The organism is Clostridium grantii DSM 8605 (genome assembly GCF_900129965.1).
Taxonomy (GTDB): domain Bacteria; phylum Bacillota; class Clostridia; order Clostridiales; family Clostridiaceae; genus Clostridium_AF; species Clostridium_AF grantii.
In genome coordinates this window covers 30,918-49,832 of sequence record NZ_FQXM01000010.1, presented here as the reverse complement: position 1 = coordinate 49,832, position 18,915 = coordinate 30,918, and the positions used below count along the sequence as shown (strand labels likewise).

Here is an 18,915-nt window from a genome sequence, read left to right as displayed (position 1 = left end):
ACAATAAAGGGTTATTGTTTTTTTGTAATATTTATAGAATATAATTATTATTTGCATAAATCAATTAATTTGGCTCCACTAATAATAATTTGTCATACCAAACTTTTGATGCTTTTACTACTTCATCAGCTTTATAATACCTATTTATCCCCATCAAACTTCCATCATCATAGGTTTCATACCAACTATTAGGGTCATATACTTCAAAGTAAATAACCTTATCCACTACAATATATCCTTTTACTATTATAAAATGTCCTGCCGATACCCAATAAAACCTATCTTTATGTTGTTTGTTGCTTGGATCGTTAAAACTTATTTCACCAGCTTTTATACCTAAAAGCAATATATTTCCGTTTTTTAGGTATGATATCATAGAACTTTTTGTCACATTTGAGATTATTTTAGATTTTATATTAAACTTATCCAAATAGTTCTTTATATTTTCAGTATACCATCCACCATCATCCCCATAATCTAATTCTCTTGCTTCTTTTGCCGTTCCTTTAAAATTTTCATCTACCCATTTTCCTATCATTTCCGCACTTGCTGGGCCACAATTAGTTCCTGCATATTCACCTGTGGTAGCTTGGTCAACATACCAATAATAATCCTTATCATTATCAACTTTTTCTGTAATAAATTTCCCCAACCCATAACTTTCATCCACGGGTAATTTACTAATATTGAATGATTGTAACATCGGTTCTTTGATATTTCCAAACCATCTTCCTTGCACTTCATTAACCATCAAAATGTAATTTTGTCCCAAAGAATATGGTTTATCAAATGGTTTTATTATCAAAGTTCTACTGTTTTCGTTCAAATGAAAACTCAAAGGTATATGGACTCCCTTTGAATCCGTTATATAAATACCTTCTTTTGTTTTCGAATCTAGTATAATATCTGTGTCAAATTCTAGACTAATGGTTTTATAATCATCAATATATGAAACTTTTTCAACTTTAATGGGAGCAACAAAGTAAATCTTGAACCCTATAGCTAAAAGAATTAAAACTAAAAAAGCAAAACCTAATAGTGTTTTCCTCCATAAGCCAAGTTTTTTTTTCATACTTATCTCCTATTTTAATCAATATGTTTATACCTAACATATATTCATTTCAATCAAATATTATTTCATTATCCTTATTTTCTTTAGCAATACCTAAATAATTTTCAATTCTCACCAACAAATCATCCATGCTTTCATTTTCGTGTGGTGATGCCACAGCGAAGCTACAAGTTATTTTACCTACTTTTTCAAAATAATGTGAAAAGAGTCCCTCTTGTATTCTTTTGGTTACTTTTAATGCCGTTCGATTATTAACTTCTGGTATTAATAAAACAAAAGTTTCTTCCGCCCAATGAGCAAATAAATCCTTATCTCTCAATAACATTCTTAATAAAACAGATATCTCTTTCATAAGTGTCTCAATTACTTTATTTCCATATAAGTCTTTCATACCTTCAAATTCATTGATACTAAAAATAATTAATGCCATATCTCCATTTTGAGAATCATATTTTTGAAATAATTTTCTATATTCTTCATGGAATTTCTTTTTATCTGTAACTCTCATAACTTTATTGATTATTGATAAATGTGAAGAATCTAATTCTTTTAAATATAATTCTCTTTTTAAACAATGCAACTTAAATGTCAAAACACTTATAAACACAAATGTAACTATAGTATATATAGAAATATATAACGCTTCAATCATGTAACTATGATTTACTGTATTAAAAGTTATAGCTAAATAAAACAATATCATTCCTATAGAAACCATAAAAGAATTTATCCACTTATTTGGTACTAAGAAAATAGTAGCTACTATTACAACAGATTCAAAATAATGAATTGGTGATCCTGTTGAATAATTCAAAAAACACATATATAGATAAATAATACAAAATAAAATTTCATAAATAGTTATCCAAATAACTATTTTATGCCTTTTATCCTCTTTAATTTTTTTCAAAACAATACCAAAAATAATTGAACATAAAATTACTAGGATACGAATAATTAAAAGAACGTTTAAAACATTTCTATCCTTTAATGTATAAAAATCAATCACGTAAAATATGCAATATAACGAAATGAAAATCAGCATATATATACCAATTTTGCTTATAAACTGGCCAATATAATTTGTATAGAATTCTTGTTCCATATCCTTCTGTTTAAATTGAGCAAATGAACTAATATTTGTTTTATCTTTCATAAATTATCCCCCAATTTAATTGACTTAAACCTACCACATAAAAACATATGATAATCCTTATACTCACTACTTTGATTTATTTTCTATACTACACAACCAACTCCTAGTATTACCTAAACATAACTTCATTTTTACCATCTCTTCTTGCTTTATACAAATACCTCTCAACTCTTTCAAAAAACTCTTCAATACTTTCATTTTCTTTAGGTGATGCTAGTCCAAAGCAACAACTGACCTCTCCAACCTCACTAAAATAATAATCTACAATACCGCCATTTAATCTTGCTGCAATTTTCATTGCAATATCAACTTCCATTCCTGACAATAATAATATAAATTCATCTTTTCCCCATCGTGCAAAAATATCATTGTCTCTAGTAAATTTCTTTACTAACTTAGTTATTTCTAGCAAAACTTTATCCGCTATGTTTTTCCCATATTTTCCAACCATATTATCAAACTCATTTATCCCAAATAAAACAACATATAAATTTCCTTCATGAGTTTTATAATAATTAAACACTTTTCTAAATTCCATATTAAATTTAGCTTTATCGTTGATTTCTAATAATTGATCCATAACAGTTTTCTGAGATATCTTGTTTTCATATATATATTTTTTTCTTTCAAAATTTGATATTCTATAAGTTAATATACTTATAAGTAAAAATATAATTAATTGGTATTCAACTGTAATAAAAAAACGATTGCTTTCAACATTCTCAATCATTAAAAACCCTAGTGAAAAGAATGATAAAAGAAATGCTATTGAAATAGCAAAACAACTTTTCCAATCTATTGGTATCAAAAAAATCCCTGTTATAATTATAAGTACTTCAAAGCATTGTATATAATAATCTAAAAAATTAAATAAATAAGCTCCATAAAGATATGATAAACAAAATAGTACACCATAAATAGCAAAAAATATTTTTAATACCTTGTAATTTTGCAAACTTGCCAAAATAATCATCAAAATAATTGTTATTAAAAATATGCTTCCTCTTATAAAAACTATTTTTACTATCAAGTCATTACTACCTAATGCTATGCTGTCAGAAATTCCAACAATTAAGTAAAAAAGCGAAAATACTATAAACAATGGATACATATAAGACTTGATATTATCTATTTGTTTCCTATAAAAATCTATTTCTGTTTCTTTGTCAAAAACTATTCCTTTCATCTCAATTGTCATTCTTCTTTCATTAAACATTAAACCCACCTCTGATAAATTATTTTACTTATGATAAATTATTTTACTTTGTCCCCTAAAACACTAATATTCATTTATTACAAATCATTTAATCCAACATTATAATTATAACAATTATATTATACCATCAATTTAAAAAAAGTGGCAAAAAAGCCACTTTCTTAACAAAATTTATTCTATACCATCATAATTTGTCTTGATATTCTATCAATTAATTTATCCATACTTTCATAAGCTTTTTCAATTGCTTTATCTCTGCCTATTTCTGGAACATCCACTCCTTCAACCATTAATTTTTCAAATCTATCAATACCTAAAAAAGTAAATATTTCTTTACAATAATTCACCCCATGATTAAATTTACCACTAAAAATCATAGGATAGTCCCCTCCTGATGATTGAATATACACCATATTTCTTTCTTTATCATCTAATAAACCTGTTACTTTATCAGTACCAATTTTGATTACTCTATTATTTTGGATAATACAATCAAAATATCTTTTTAAAGGTGATGGAAAACTTAAACTCCACATTGGTGCTGCAATTACATAAGTATCTGCCTCTATAAATTCATCGCATAAATCATTTACTCTATCTACCGCTTTTTTATCCTCACTGCTAAGAGAATCATATTCATTTCCCTCTACTAATTCTGCTCTGCTTTTAATCATCTTGTAATTAATTTCTGGAATGTACTCTTTATATAAATCTAACTCTTTAAGTTCGTAATCACTATTTTTGCTCATAAATCTAGTTACAAATTCCCTACCCACTTTTCTACTAGTGGATATTTCTTCTGGCTTAGAATTAACAGTAATATATAATAACTTTTTCATAAAAAACCTCCATATGTATTTATTTTAATTTATTTTTTGTTAAATATATTTTTTTATTCATTTACATGTGTTTATAATTAAATTATTACCTAAACATATATTTATATAAAAAGAATTCTATTTCTACAGAATAAGCAGATGTAAATGTTTAAAAGCTTGTTTTTTATGAAATTTGCCTTATATTTGATTTATTCTCCCCTTGAATACACTCTCCATGATTATTATAATTAATTTTATATTATTTTTTATTTGGGGGCGTATTTTAATGATTTGGAAATCATCTAATTATATAGAACTTGGTGTTTCTGTAGGCTCAATAATTTTAGCTAATAAATACTGGATTTCAGGTGCTATTGCAATTTTTGCTATGCTTTTACTTATTTATTCTTTATTAATAAATGGTTTGAAAAAAGAAAACTAATTCCATACATATAAAAAAGCATGATTGAATGATTATAATTTATCATTGAATCATGCTTTTTTGCTATTTTTTTGATGCACAACTATCTCCATGTGGACAAGAAGTGCAACTTCCACACTCACCTTTAAGTTGTTTCTTAAAACTTTTCCTTAAAGTATATACTGTATAAATAATAATAAGTGTAAATAATAAATAAGTTATTATTTTTCCAATCATTTTATCACTCCTATATAAATAGACATCCAACTTGATAAATTATCATAGCTACAATCCAAGCTACCCCGAATTGGTAAAATACAGAAAATAAAGTCCATTTCAAAGAATTTGTTTCCCTTTTAACTGTTGCTATAACCGCTACACATGGTGTATAAAGAAGTACAAATACCATAAAAGCATAAGCACTTAATTGAGTAAAGGCCGCTGATAAATTTGCCGCAAAGCTGCTTGCTGAACCCATGGCCGCATCACCCATACCATACATTATAGCCATATTACTAACAACAACTTCTTTCGCAATAATTCCTGTAAGCAATGATAATGATGCTTGCCAATTTCCAAATCCCAGTGGAGCAAATATCGGAGCAATAGCCTTTCCTATATAAGCACCAAAACTATCCGCTAATTCTGCTTGTCCTGAAAAATTAAATCCTAAGATAAACCATAATGCTACTGATGCTGCAAATATTATGGTTCCTGCTTTTATTAAAAAACCTTTCACTCTATCCCAAACATGAATAAATGTACCTTTTAATGTAGGTATTCTATATGGAGGAAGTTCCATAACAAAAGCTGAATTCTCACTTTTAAATAAAGTCTTCTTAAATATTAACCCCATAGTAATAGCTACTAGTATTCCTAAAATATATAAAGAAAATACTACTAACCCTGCATTATTTTGAAAAAAAGCTGCCGCAAATAAAGTATACACTGGTAGTCTAGCTCCACAAGACATAAATGGATTTATTAATATAGCTGTTAGTCTATCTTCTTCATTTTCAAGGGTTCTTGTAGACATTATAGCTGGTACATTACATCCAAATCCCATTATCATAGGTATAAATGCTTTTCCGTTTAATCCTATTTTCTTCATTGCCCTATCCATGATAAAAGCAACTCTAGCCATATATCCGCTATCCTCTAAAATAGAAATAGCAAAGAATAAAATCATTATATTAGGAAGAAACACTAAAACTCCACCTATTCCACCAATAATACCATCTACAATTAAAGAATGAAGGCCTGATGAAACTCCTATTGATTCGAGGGCTACCGACACCCAACCTGATAATGTTTCCGCAAAGAAAACATCTATAATATCAAGAAAAATTCCACCTATATTAAAAGTACTCCAAAACACAAAATACATCAAAGCCGCAAATATAGGTATTCCTGCCCATTTATTAGTTAATACTTTATCTATTTTATCAGATGTGGTTATTATTTTGCTACTAGGTTTTTTTACTGCCTTAGAAACTAAGTCACCGATTAATTCATATTTCCCATCTACTATTAAACCTTCAATATCTTCTAATTCTTCTTCTGAAACTTTTACAAATTCACTTAAATCATTATCAAGTTTTTTTGAAACTTCTTCATCCTTCTCTAATAATTTTATAGCCATCCATCTTTTATTATATTTATTAAATCTTTCATCACTTTCAATGACCGCTTGCACTTCTTTTATCTTTTTCTCAATTCCTTTATGATATTTTATATTTATTGTTGAATATTTTAATTTATCATTAAAAACATTAACAACTTCTTCCATTAGCTTACCTATATTATTATTTTTTGATGCTGATATTGGTACCACCGGCACACCTAAAATATTTGACAATTTATCATAATCTATTTTTATTCCTCTTTTTTCTGATAGATCTATCATATTTAAAGCTACCACTACAGGTTTCCCTAACTCTACTAATTGAAGAGTTAAATATAAGTTTCTATCTATATTTGTTGCATCAACTATATTTAGAACAACATCTGGTGACTCTTCCACAATATAATTTCTAGCTACTATTTCCTCTATTGAATAAGGCGACAAACTATATGTTCCTGGCAAATCCGTCACTAAAATATCATTTTCTTTATATTTAGTTTTACCCTCTTTTTTTTCAACAGTTACTCCTGCCCAATTTCCTACATATTGTTTTGACCCGGTTAATGCATTAAATAAAGTTGTTTTACCACAGTTAGGGTTTCCTGCTAATGCTATCTTTATACTATTATTCACTTCATTTCCTCCTACTATTCTTGCAATTAATATTCAATCTCATTGTAGTTGCAAAAAAAATTATTCTATTACTATTTGACTCGCTTCAGACTTTCTTAAAGATAAATTATATCCTTTAACTTTAATTTCAATAGGATCTCCTAGCGGTGCTACTTTCTCAATATTAACTTCCGTTCCTTTAGTAACTCCCATTTCCATAAGCCTTCTTCTAACTTTTCCTAATCCACCAATAGATTTTATAATACCTCTATCACCAGGTTTTAATTGTTCCAAAGTTCTTTCCATTATCTCGCCTCCCTAACAATTATCTTTTGAGCAGTACCTCTATCTAAAACTAATTTTGACCCCATAACATTTATTATAAAAGGTCCTCTCATATCATTTGATATAACATCAAATTTAACCCCGTCAAATAATCCTAAATCCTGAAGTCTTTTTTTCAATTTTTTTTCTTCATTTATTTTTAATAATACAACCTGCATTCCTTCATTAACCATAGTCAACGGCATGAGTATTCCTCCATTTTATTTATTTATAAATTAAAAACTAATCACTAAATATTGTTTTATTAATTACATTATAATGATAATCATTCTCATTGTCAAGTAAATTAAGGGGACGGTTCTCAATTATTTGCATAATATTATGCAAATAATTTGTGAACCGTCCCTATTTTTTTATTTAAAAAACCCAAAAAACTATTTATGGGGTTTTTATATATCTTTTCATTTACTTATGCTTAGCTTATATTCAAGTAAACATCTAATTGCCTCTTCATATGAGATGCCATTTCATTGTCTTGTTCTAAAATATAATAATTGTTTCCCTCTACTTTTGTAGAAAATGCTGAAAATTGATTTTGCGATAAATAATTAGTCATATCTTCAATTTTATCATTTTGTTCTAACAAAATCTTTCTACCTATAAAATCTCCATTAACATAAATATTATAGAATTCATGATCTTTTCCATCTGTTTGTCTTCCTTCATTATCTTCAAAAATCAAACCTGGATATACCTGATAGTTAAATTGATTATTAATAGGATATATTTTCACTAGACTACCCACTCCTTTAATTTTTATTCTTAAACTTATTTTGCCCATAATTTAAATAATGATTAAAATTTTTTAAATAATTTTACTTTTTATATTTTTGGAGTAAAATAGTATATGTGTCATAATTTTTTAAGTTAAGGAGATATATTATGTTAAGTGAATTCAAAGAATATGTAACTAAAATCGAATATTTAAATAGTGCAATGGCCGTATTAAGTTGGGACGCAATGGTTAATACCCCCTCCAAAGGTAAAGCTTATAGAGGCGAAATTCTTGGTTTCTTAAGTGGTGAATATTATAAATTAATAACTGATGATAAAGTTAAAGTATTTATAGATTATTTTAATAATGAATCTAATTTAGATGATATTACAAATGCTATGGTAAAAAAAATCGAAAAATCTTATAACGAAATCAAAAAAATTCCTGAGGATTTTTATATTCAGTATACTGTAGATGCCTCTATTTCTTCTGCTGCTTGGGAGGAAGCTAAAAATGCTAATGATTTTTCTATTTTTAAACCTCACCTTGAAAAAATGGTGGATTATAAGAAAAAATTTGTTGATTATCTTTCATTTGAGGAAAATAAATATGATACTTTATTAGATATGTACGAACCAGGAATAACCGTAAAAAAACTTGATGAGGTTTTTAGTGAAGTTAGAGATGCTATTGTAATGCTATTAAAAAAAATAGAAACTTCAGATGTTTCTATACAAACGGATTTTTTTACTAAGTATTTCTCTAAAAATGATCAAGAAGAGTTTTCAAAGTTTATTCTTTCAAAGCTTGAATATGATTTTATTAGCAGAGGAAGAATTGATGAATCCGAGCATCCTTTTACTACCGATTTTGGTAAGGATGATGTTAGAATAACTACTCATTATTATGAAAATGATTTTAGGTCTGCTATGTTTGGATGTATTCACGAGGGTGGTCATGCAATATATGAGCAGGATATTTCTAAAGATTTAATGGGTACTGGTCTTGCTGAAGGAACTTCTATGGGAATTCATGAATCTCAGTCTAGATTTTACGAAAATATTTTAGGGCGTTCAAAAGAATTTTGGAGCTATTTTTATCCTGAAGCTCAAAAAAAATTTCCACAATTTGAAAGTATAACTTTAGACCAATTCTATAAAGCTATCAATAAAGTTGAGCCTTCTTTAATAAGAATAGAAGCAGATGAATTGACTTATAGCCTTCATGTCATTATAAGATATGAGTTAGAGAAGATGCTAATAAATGATGAATTGAAAGTTGAAGATTTACCTACTGCTTGGAATAAAAAATATAAAGATTATTTAGGGGTTGAACCTTCTTCTGATGCCGATGGTGTGTTGCAGGATATGCACTGGTCCGATGGAAGCTTTGGATATTTCCCTAGTTATGCTCTTGGTAATTTATACGGAGCTCAAATGGTTAAAATTATGGAAAAAGATATTCCTAATCTTTATACACAGATTAGCCAAGGGAATTTCTCAGATATCCACAATTGGTTAAAAGAAAATGTTCATAAACATGGCGCAGTTTATAAACCTGCTGAACTTATTAAGAAAATCACTGGTGAAGAATTAAAATCAGAGTATTTTATTAATTATCTAAATAAAAAGTATTCTGAAATATATAATTTAGTGTAGTAGTTTAAGCTTTATTTAAAAACAAGGAATTATTTAAGGGGCTGTCGCATTAGCATAAAAAAATCTGCTAACGCGGCAGCGTTTTTTTGTATGTTTTATAGAAAATTCAAGGATACTTTAACCTCTAACAAGCTCCATAATTAAAAAATGTCGCACTTTAATAAGCCTTTGATATTAAGGCTTTTTTTGATTTCCAAAGTTTTTAAAATTCTAAAATTATGCACCTTTTTTAAGAGACAAAAGATGTATTCCAGTTCTATCTGACTGAATTTTATTATGTAACTTATTTACATTATGTGCCATTGCTAATAAAACACTTTCTGCTAAAACATTCTTTTTACCTTTACATAGATATCTACGAAATCCCATATCCTGCTTTATCTGTGCAAAAGAGCCTTCAGCTTGAATACTTCGATTCATTCTCAATTCGCAGCCTTCTTCACTTACTATTCTTTCAAGATTCTCTTTACGAAGCATGTTGAACAGCTTTGAAGTTTCAAGATTTTTAACTCTTTCTTCTAGTGGTGTTTTGCAGTTATGTCCTTTTATGCATTTGCTCTTGTGAATACAGTTACTACAGTCATCAGAGGTATAAATTGTTTTTTCACTTATATAGCCTGTCTTACTTTTTCTTTTTAATATTTTATTTACTGTTAGTTTCTTATTATTTTTGCAAGTATAATAATCACCCAATTCAGTATAATCCATATTTTCTATTCTGCTTATATCATTTTTATATTTCCTTGTTTTTGATATTTCATAGTTTGCTGGTTTAATATAGGATAACTGTCCATTATCTTTAACATAAACATAATTTTCTTCACTCTCATATCCTGCATCCGCAACAATTTTAAAATACTTAAAACACAAGAAATTCTCCATGCTTTTTATAAATGGAATCAATGTTGTTGTGTCTGTAGGTTGTTCGCCAACAGTAAGCCATACTATATATTCAGAATCTACTCCATGCTGAACATTGTAACCTGGCTTTAACTGACCATTTTTCATGGCATCTTCTTTCATCCTCATAAAAGTTGCGTCTTTATCTGTCTTGGAATAGCTATTACGTTTACCGCAGGTATGAATTTTCTGTGTATATTCTTTTAACTTACCAAGATATTCCTCAAGTTTTTCAATTGAACGTTGAATAGGAGTTTTCCTCTTTCCACATCCATGTACAAATTCTATATTTTCTTCTTGTTTCAAGGAGTAAAGCTTCTTGCGTAGCTTTTTTACATGCTTTATTTTTACTTTATTCTCGTATACAAGCTTTATTCCATACAGTTCCTCACATTCAGATACGAAAATAGCTAATTTAGAAAGTAATCTCTCTAAATTTTTTGAAACTGCTTTTTTCCAGACGAAAGTATACTTGTTAGCACATGCCTCTATCTTTGTACCATCAATAAATATAGCATCTCCTAATATTTCTCCAATCTCATAAAGGAAATTTGTCATTTCAGCCATAATTGTTTCTGAACAGGGAGCAAAGTGAAGACTACGAAACCTTGCAAAAGTAGAATGATCTGGTACTGGTGAACCTTCTAAAAGGTACATGAAATTTACATCCCTTTTACAGGAGGTTTCCATTTCCCTAGAAGAATAGCTATGATTCATGTAAGAATAAAGTACAATCTTCAGCATCTGACGAGGCGTAGCCTGATTTTCCCTTAATCGGGAATAAGTCGAATATAAATCTGTTAAATCCATCTCCTCTACAAACTGACTTAGCAAACGCACCGAATCATTATTTGGAATCATGTACTCAATATTTAGCGGAAGTTTTAATTGATAACTTCCACGATTTGATGTATAATTTTTATGTAAATTAATGTGTTTAATCATATATTAATTTTACTATAAATCTTCCACTTTTCCGAGGGGAAGATTTATTTTTTTACGCAAAAAAGCTGTCGCATTAATTTTTTAGTGCGCCAGCCCCTTCTAAATTACTTTTTAAAAGCTGATTTTCTAAACTCCTTTTCCTGAATCAGTAACATTAATTAATTCACTTGGAAAAGCTTCAAATATAGTTTGTTTTAATAAATACTCATTACCGAAACGTATTACCCAAGAGTGGATTAATGATAAAGGAACAGAAAAAGGGACTTTTTTATTTCTATACTTCTCTAATTCTTCTAAGAAAAATCCTTTTTCATTTGTTGTTAAATCCTTTGAAAAGTAACCAAATAAATGCAAAAGCATATTTACATTTCTACCAGTGTTAAGCATTGTTCCTAACGCTTTGTACAAAATAGGTTCATATTCTTCTAAAATTTGGTCTATTTTCTTTCCTTCAGTGTTTCCTACTAGCTTTCCTAATTGCTTTAACTTTCCTTGACTTAAGGCCATTAAAAGGTATTTATTTTCACTATGAAATTTTATTAAAGAATTTAAATTTTTTTCTTCTTTAACTTTTCTAAAAAAAGCTGATGTAAATATATTAATCAAGAAACTTTCCCTTATATTATAGTTTGAAAGTCTTCCCTCATCTTCTAATACTATATCCGGAAAACTTTCTAAAACCTGCTTGGCAAAAATTCCTTTTGTTTTCTTTGGAATAGAAGGTGCCTTTCCAAAAGTTTTATACATTTTAACATCCTTCATTCCACAAGAAGGTGATCGACTTTTCAAAATAAATCCATCTATTTCTGATTTATTTAAATCATCTAAAAACCCATTAGAAAATGATTGCATTTTCTCTGTTATATCTTCTCCAGTTCTTGAGAATACTAAGCTTTGTTCCTCATTTTCTGATAAAATTATTCTTAATGCCTGCCTGGGTATAGGTAGCCCAACTTCCACTTCTGGACATACTGGAGTAAAATCTACATATTCTTTTAATTTTTCTATGAATTCATTATTAATCATTGACCCATCATATCTACACTTGTCATGTTCCAAGCATTTGCTTATCACAACTCTAGGCTTTATAAATTCCTTCATTTTATCATCCTCCACTTTTAATATATCCCTGGTAAAAATTTTAAGTTTTTTTCATACTTTTATCAGAATATTTTAATTTTCTGTATATGCTTTCTTTATATCTTCATATCTTTGCTTATTTAATCCCATATCAGAATATCCAACTCTAGATGCTGATCTAAAATGAATTAATTTGCTTTTTTTATCAAAATAAAATTCAACATCATCTTTATATTTCATTTTTTCTGTAGTAAAAACTGCATAAATATAATCTTCTTTATTTTCAATTATATTAACATTTCCCATAGATTTTATTATTTCTAATATTGCTTCTTTTGATTCATCAATATTCCCTTTAAATTCTAGTGGATCAACTTTTTTTTCTTTTTCTGTTGCTTGAGATGATACAGCATTAGGACTACTTGGCATTACTGCTAATTTTCCATTATTAACCCCTATAGTTTTTGGAGTTTTGTTATTATCCACAATCATTTTTACCACCATTAATAATATTAATACAATAATTACACCAAGAATTTTTAAAAATAAATTCATTTTAAATCTCTCCTTTTTTTTATTTATTTTTTTATTTTTATTTGACATAGGCTTACCTATTTTCTAAACAATTTAACAATTGGATTATTTAATAAATTATCGACTTTTACCTTCTTACCTATCTTATTTAAAACTTCTGCATAAGTAGGATAAGGATGAATTACATCTGCCAATTTTCCAAAGTTTACACCTAATGTTTTAACTACTTGAATTTCAGATATGATTTCTCCTGCTCTATCGCCTAAAATACTTGCTCCAAGGACCTTACCTTTTTTATCTAAAATTACTTTTACTAGTCCTATACTATTTTCTTTAGTCATAGCTCTATCAATGTGGTCATAGCTATGAGTATATACCCTTATGCTATCTCCAAACTTTTCTCTAGCCTCTGTTTCTAACATTCCTGCTCTAGCAAGCTCTGGGTCAGTGTAAGAACACCATGCAACATTTTGGTAATTGATTTTTTTATTAATTGGTAAAACAGCATTTTGCACTGCAGTAATACCTTGTACATTTGCCATATGAGAAAAATTATAAGGTCCAACTACATCTCCAATAGCATAAACTCCTTTTAGTGAAGTTTCTAAATGATTGTCTACTTCAATGCCTTTTCTAGAAATTTCTATACCAACTTTATTTAAATCTAAACCTTCTAGATTAGCTTTTCTTCCAAGTGCAAGCAGTATACTTTCACCTTCAATTTCAAATTCTTCTTCGTTTTTCTGAACTTTCACAGAAACTTTACCATTATCAGAATTAACTTCTATAGCTTTTGTTCCTGTGTATATTTCAATTCCTTCGCTTTCTAATCTATCATGAAGCATACTTACTAGTTCTGGTTCTTCCCTAAATAATATCTTAGGTAACATTTCGATGACTTTTACTTTTACCCCTATTCTATTAAGCGCTTGCGCTAACTCTATTCCTATTGGTCCTCCACCTAAAACAATTAAGCTTTCTGGAAGTTTTTTTAATGTAAATATACTTTCATTTGTTAAATAATCAACTTTATCTAATCCATTTATAGGTGGAACTAGTGGAGAAGATCCTGTAGCTATAATAATCTTTTTAGCTTTTATTTGTTCATTATTAACTTCTATAGTGTTTTTATCTATAAATCTAGCAAATCCATTAATATAATCAATCCCATCATTTATCAACTTTTCAGGATTTTCATTTGAGTACACATTTTCTATTACTTTTGTAACTCTTTCCATAACTTCAGTAGAATCTATTTTTAAATTCAAATTAAATTTCTTAGCCATATGTATTTCCTCGGCAATATTTATTAAAGCCTTGCTTGGAACGCATCCTGACCAAGTACATTCTCCACCGGGTTTGTTTTTATCAATAAGAGCAACCTTTTTAGAGAATCCTAAAGCTGTATAAGCTGCTGTAAGTCCCCCCGCACCTGCTCCAATTACTACTACATCATATTGTTTCATATTAAAAAACCCCTTTCATAATCATTAAACTCTATTTTTAATTTTACTATTTTAAAGATTTTATTAATTCATTTAATGATTCTCTTAGTTTTATCAAATCTATACTTTCACCACAACAATCTTCCATCATAGAAATAGGAATTTCTTTAGCATCTTGTTTCAGTTTTGTTCCTTTATCTGTTAAATTAATAATTACAGTTCTCTCATCTTTTTTATCTCTCTCTCTACTAATAAAATCAGCTGCTTCTAATCTTTTTAGTAAAGGTGTTAGTGTTCCAGAATCAAGATATAGCTTTTCCCCTAAATCTTTAACATTCATATTTTTATTTTCCCATAAAACCATCATTACTAAGTATTGTGGATAAGTAAGTCCTATTTTTTCTAACATAGGTCTATATTTTCTTACTATTAATCTAGATGCTGCATATAAAGGAAAGCATATTTGATTATCTAATTTTAAAGCTTCTTCATATATTTTTTCTTTATTATCCATAACTACCTTCCCTTCGATTATTATATTTATACTAATATTTTTATACTTCATAAAAAATTGATGCATTTTAATTTAAGTTGTTGTAAATTAAATTGTGCACAATCTTTTAACTAATTATAATCCTACTTAAATTATTTGTCAATATTATATAGGGATCCCATTGTGAAACTTAATTTATACTTGTACAAAATCTCCACGCTTCTAGGAGTTTTGGACACGTATAAATTAATAGTTGAACTGGGATACCTATAAAGAAAATACTCAAAATAATATAAAAAAAAGAACACAAAATTTTATGTGCCCCTTAATATATTATTATTCAATTTTAGTAAATTTAAATTCTTTTATCATTAATTCCGCCATTCTTTTATCCATATCTGCTTGAAGAACTAATTTTATTATTTCTTTAACTCGCTGACTTTCATTAGCATTTCCATTTTCAGTATTATATTCTTTAAATTTCTCTCTAGACTCTTCTATAACTTCCTTTTGAATTTCAAGAAAACTTTTGTAAATTTCTTTTATTGCATTATTATTCTTATATTCTATATTTTTACCATCTTTATCATCATTTTTAGGCGTTATAAATCTACTTTTCTCATATTTTAATAAATTATCTATATCACTTATGGGAATAATATTTTTTAAATGATAAATCATAATTAATTCCATTATTTGATTTTTTGTATATTTCTTTTTATTTGGTTTTTCTATGATTTTGGCTTTTACATAATTATTAATCATTGTTTTAGTAAGAACTTTATCGTCTTCGTCAATTTTAACATTATCTAACACTGAATCCATATAACTAGTTACCTGATCCATATATAAATCAATATCCGGAATATCTTCAATTTCAACTGCTTTATGTGCTAAAAGTTTATCTTTTTTATCCATAACATCACTCCATTATATTTTACAAACACCTAAGTATAAAATCGTTCCAATATTAAAAATATTTGTTTAAATAAATTATATAGTATTGGAAACTACCTGTCAAAGTTTTTAGAATTATTAGTTTGACTTTTTTATTTATTATTGTTATTATATTAATATAACATCACCTAGTTTTAAAAACTAGGTAAGGAGGTATTTATATGAAAGTTGCAATTCGGGAACCCATAAACTCTTTAACACATTTAGTTGGTATCTTTCTATCAACCGTTGGTTTGTTTTTTTTACTTGTTAACTCTATTGGCTCAGGTAGCTATGCTAAGATTCTTTCATCCGTTATATTTTCCCTTGGTTTAATCGGTTTGTATTCCGCCTCTACAATTTACCATTGGAAAATTGCTTCAAATAAAACAATAGCTATTCTTAGAAGAATTGACCATAGCATGATATATGTATTAATTGCTGCTACTTATACACCTATTTGCCTTATAACCTTAAAAGGTACAACTGGTTATATATTGTTGACAATTGTTTGGGCCTTAGGTATTCTTGGAATAGTTCTTAAATTGCTTTGGTTTGATGCCCCTAGATGGTTATATACAAGTTTTTATCTTATTCTAGGCTGGGCTGCAATATTTGTTATTTATCCACTTTCTAAGATTTTGCCAACCTCTGGTTTAATGCTTTTATTCGGTGGCGGCCTATCTTATTCAGTAGGCGCAGTTTTTTATGCAATCAAATCAGAAAAAATCAAGATTTGGAAATTTGGATTTCATGAAATTTTTCATGTTTTTATACTAATAGGAAGTCTTGCTCATTATTTAATGATATATAAATATGTTATTTAAAAGAATTGCGAAGCTCGCTTCGCAGTTCTTTTGTTTTATATGCACCTATATTCTCAATTCTTTTTTTGATCTATATAGTTATCCTAGCTCAACTATTGCTTTAGATACAAAAAATTCATTGCTATTACTTATAATTCATACCATATTAATCAAGATATTCTTCTTTAAAATACACGGCAACTATTATATAATTTAATATGTGTATTTCTATCACATGTTAATAAAGTATAATATTATTTTAATATAGGTATCCCATATATAAGAAAAGAAAGGATTTGAAATATGAGTATTTTAACAGTAAAGAATTTAAGCCACGGATTTGGTGATCGTGCTATTTTTGATAATGTATCTTTTAGACTTTTAAAAGGTGAACACATTGGATTAATAGGCGCAAATGGAGAAGGTAAATCTACCTTCATGAACATAATAACAGGAAAATTAGAACCCGATGATGGAACTATTGAATGGTCTAAACGTGTAAGGGTTGGATATCTTGACCAACATACTTCTTTAGAAAGAGGTATGACAATTTATGATATTTTAAAGAATGCATATCAATATCTTTTTGATCTTGAAGCTGAGGTTACAAATATATGTGAAAAAATGGGCGATGCTGACCCTGATGAATTAGAAGTTATGCTTGAAGATATGGGTACAATCCAAGATATACTAGATCACAACGATTTTTATATTATTGATGCTAAAATTTCTGAAATTGCATCAGGTCTTGGATTAAATGATATTGGATTGGATAAAGATGTAGCTGATTTAAGTGGTGGTCAAAGAACAAAAGTTTTACTAGCTAAACTTTTGTTAGAAAAACCTGACATATTACTTTTGGACGAGCCTACAAACTATTTAGATGAACAACATATTGAGTGGTTAAAACGTTACTTAAATGCTTATGAAAATGCATTTATACTAATTTCTCATGATATTCCTTTTTTAAATAGCGTAATAAATCTTATATATCACATGGGTAATCAAGAATTAAATCGTTACGTTGGTGATTATGATAATTTTATGAATGTTTACGAAGCTAGAAAAAAACAAGTTGAATCTGCTTATAAGAAACAACAAAAAGAAATTGATGACTTAAAAGATTTTGTTGCTAGAAATAAAGCTAGAGTTTCTACAAGAAATATGGCTATGTCTAGACAAAAAAAATTAGACAAAATGGATGTTATCGAACTTGATAAGGAAAAACCAAAACCAGTTTTCAACTTTAAAGCTGCTAGAACTTCTGATAAATTAATTTTTGAAACAAGAGATTTAGTTATCGGTTATGATGAGCCTTTATCTATACCTTTAAATTTAGTAATGGAAAGAGGACAAAAAATCGCTTTAGTTGGCGCAAATGGTTTAGGTAAAACTACTTTGCTAAGAAGCATTCTAGGTGAAATACCTTCAATTTCTGGTGAAGTTGAGCTAGGTGAACATCAACATATAGGTTATTTCCAACAAGAAATTAAAGAAGCAAATTATAATAGCTGTATTGAAGAAGTATGGCAAGAGTTTCCTTCTTACACTCAATACGAAGTTCGTGCCGCTTTAGCTAGATGTGGTCTTACAACTAAGCACATCGAAAGCAAAGTTCTAGTTCTAAGTGGTGGAGAACAAGCTAAAGTTCGTTTATGTAAAATACTAAACCGTGAATCAAATATACTTGTACTAGACGAGCCCACTAACCATCTAGATGTTGATGCAAAAGATGAACTAAAAAAAGCCTTAAAAGAATACAAAGGCAGCATCCTTCTTATATGTCACGAACCTGAATTCTATAACGACATAGTTACCCATGTATGGAACTGTGAATCCTGGACAACTAAAATTATTTAGGGACGGTTCACAACTTTTTGTTAAATTATTTTATAATATTAAAAAATATGTGAACCGTCCCTATTGATAGAACTATAAACCTATGCTATGATAACTTTATAATCGAATAACTAAATTAACACAGGGGAGCTGGTGATTCCAGCTGAGAGTAAGAATAAAATTCTTAGACCCTTAACCTGATCTGGATAATGCCAGCGTAGGATGATGTTTATGAAAATATAATTTCTAACACAAATCTACGGATTTGTGTTTTTTATTTTAATTTCATAAAAATCCTTT

Annotated in this window: 19 protein-coding genes and 1 riboswitch; of the genes, 4 read left to right on the top strand and 15 right to left on the bottom strand. The window is 28.2% G+C overall.

Annotation, left to right across the window (positions count from 1 at the left end; translation table 11 throughout):
* Window positions 1–64: 64 nt before the first annotated feature.
* The 4 genes from BUB83_RS10195 to BUB83_RS10180 all read right to left on the bottom strand — a co-directional run bounded on the left by BUB83_RS10195 (window position 65) and on the right by BUB83_RS10180 (window position 4,283).
* On the bottom strand, window positions 65–1,072 hold the full coding sequence (locus tag BUB83_RS10195) for a C39 family peptidase (RefSeq protein ID WP_073338363.1): 1,008 nt from the start codon (window positions 1,070–1,072) through the stop codon (window positions 65–67).
* A 49-nt stretch (window positions 1,073–1,121) separates the two neighbouring features.
* On the bottom strand, window positions 1,122–2,228 hold the full coding sequence (locus BUB83_RS10190) for a GGDEF domain-containing protein (protein ID WP_073338362.1): 1,107 nt from the start codon (window positions 2,226–2,228) through the stop codon (window positions 1,122–1,124).
* A 109-nt stretch (window positions 2,229–2,337) separates the two neighbouring features.
* Entirely contained in the window at window positions 2,338–3,444 is a 1,107-nt protein-coding gene (locus tag BUB83_RS10185; RefSeq protein ID WP_073338361.1) for a GGDEF domain-containing protein, read from the bottom strand.
* Between the two features lie 176 nt (window positions 3,445–3,620).
* A complete protein-coding gene (locus BUB83_RS10180) occupies window positions 3,621–4,283 on the bottom strand; it encodes an FMN-dependent NADH-azoreductase (RefSeq protein ID WP_073338360.1) in 663 nt (220 codons plus the stop codon).
* Between the two features lie 265 nt (window positions 4,284–4,548).
* Here BUB83_RS10180 and BUB83_RS21920 point away from each other — a divergent pair, with 265 nt between their 5' ends.
* A complete protein-coding gene (locus tag BUB83_RS21920) occupies window positions 4,549–4,704 on the top strand; it encodes a hypothetical protein (protein ID WP_159434071.1) in 156 nt (51 codons plus the stop codon).
* Between the two features lie 63 nt (window positions 4,705–4,767).
* Here BUB83_RS21920 and BUB83_RS10175 read toward each other — a convergent pair whose 3' ends face one another.
* The 5 genes from BUB83_RS10175 to BUB83_RS10155 all read right to left on the bottom strand — a co-directional run bounded on the left by BUB83_RS10175 (window position 4,768) and on the right by BUB83_RS10155 (window position 7,997).
* Window positions 4,768–4,920 (bottom strand): FeoB-associated Cys-rich membrane protein, encoded by a 153-nt coding sequence (locus BUB83_RS10175; RefSeq protein ID WP_084133509.1) that lies wholly within the window; start codon window positions 4,918–4,920, stop codon window positions 4,768–4,770.
* Between the two features lie 10 nt (window positions 4,921–4,930).
* A complete protein-coding gene (gene feoB, locus BUB83_RS10170) occupies window positions 4,931–6,940 on the bottom strand; it encodes a ferrous iron transport protein B (RefSeq protein WP_084133508.1) in 2,010 nt (669 codons plus the stop codon).
* A 60-nt stretch (window positions 6,941–7,000) separates the two neighbouring features.
* On the bottom strand, window positions 7,001–7,225 hold the full coding sequence (locus BUB83_RS10165) for a FeoA family protein (protein WP_073338358.1): 225 nt from the start codon (window positions 7,223–7,225) through the stop codon (window positions 7,001–7,003).
* Window positions 7,225–7,449 (bottom strand): FeoA family protein, encoded by a 225-nt coding sequence (locus BUB83_RS10160; protein ID WP_073338357.1) that lies wholly within the window; start codon window positions 7,447–7,449, stop codon window positions 7,225–7,227. The genes BUB83_RS10165 and BUB83_RS10160 overlap by 1 nt, the downstream gene beginning before the upstream one ends.
* Window positions 7,450–7,679: 230 nt before the next feature.
* Entirely contained in the window at window positions 7,680–7,997 is a 318-nt protein-coding gene (locus BUB83_RS10155) for a hypothetical protein (protein WP_084133507.1), read from the bottom strand.
* A gap of 149 nt (window positions 7,998–8,146) precedes the next feature.
* Here BUB83_RS10155 and BUB83_RS10150 point away from each other — a divergent pair, with 149 nt between their 5' ends.
* Window positions 8,147–9,637, top strand: coding sequence for a carboxypeptidase M32 (locus BUB83_RS10150; protein ID WP_073338356.1), 1,491 nt, complete (start codon window positions 8,147–8,149; stop codon window positions 9,635–9,637).
* Window positions 9,638–9,853: 216 nt separating this feature from the next.
* Here BUB83_RS10150 and BUB83_RS10145 read toward each other — a convergent pair whose 3' ends face one another.
* The 6 genes from BUB83_RS10145 to BUB83_RS10120 form a co-directional block, all read right to left on the bottom strand.
* Complete coding sequence (locus BUB83_RS10145; protein ID WP_073338355.1) at window positions 9,854–11,482, bottom strand: IS1182 family transposase; 1,629 nt, start codon at window positions 11,480–11,482, stop codon at window positions 9,854–9,856.
* A 126-nt stretch (window positions 11,483–11,608) separates the two neighbouring features.
* Window positions 11,609–12,583 carry a YbgA family protein gene (locus BUB83_RS10140; protein ID WP_073338354.1) on the bottom strand — a complete coding sequence of 325 codons (975 nt, stop codon included), beginning with the start codon at window positions 12,581–12,583 and terminating at the stop codon, window positions 11,609–11,611.
* 72 nt (window positions 12,584–12,655) lie between these two features.
* Window positions 12,656–13,117 (bottom strand): DUF1499 domain-containing protein, encoded by a 462-nt coding sequence (locus tag BUB83_RS10135; protein WP_159434070.1) that lies wholly within the window; start codon window positions 13,115–13,117, stop codon window positions 12,656–12,658.
* Window positions 13,118–13,173: 56 nt separating this feature from the next.
* Entirely contained in the window at window positions 13,174–14,562 is a 1,389-nt protein-coding gene (locus tag BUB83_RS10130; protein ID WP_073338353.1) for a dihydrolipoyl dehydrogenase family protein, read from the bottom strand.
* A gap of 46 nt (window positions 14,563–14,608) precedes the next feature.
* Window positions 14,609–15,055 carry a MarR family winged helix-turn-helix transcriptional regulator gene (locus BUB83_RS10125; RefSeq protein WP_073338352.1) on the bottom strand — a complete coding sequence of 149 codons (447 nt, stop codon included), beginning with the start codon at window positions 15,053–15,055 and terminating at the stop codon, window positions 14,609–14,611.
* 315 nt (window positions 15,056–15,370) lie between these two features.
* A complete protein-coding gene (locus tag BUB83_RS10120) occupies window positions 15,371–15,952 on the bottom strand; it encodes a DUF1836 domain-containing protein (protein WP_073338351.1) in 582 nt (193 codons plus the stop codon).
* Between the two features lie 200 nt (window positions 15,953–16,152).
* Here BUB83_RS10120 and trhA point away from each other — a divergent pair, with 200 nt between their 5' ends.
* Window positions 16,153–16,797, top strand: coding sequence for a PAQR family membrane homeostasis protein TrhA (gene trhA / locus BUB83_RS10115; protein ID WP_073338350.1), 645 nt, complete (start codon window positions 16,153–16,155; stop codon window positions 16,795–16,797).
* Window positions 16,798–17,079: 282 nt separating this feature from the next.
* On the top strand, window positions 17,080–18,636 hold the full coding sequence (locus BUB83_RS10110; protein WP_073338349.1) for an ABC-F family ATP-binding cassette domain-containing protein: 1,557 nt from the start codon (window positions 17,080–17,082) through the stop codon (window positions 18,634–18,636).
* A gap of 112 nt (window positions 18,637–18,748) precedes the next feature.
* Window positions 18,749–18,857: riboswitch (TPP riboswitch) on the top strand.
* The last annotated feature ends 58 nt before the right edge of the window (window positions 18,858–18,915 follow it).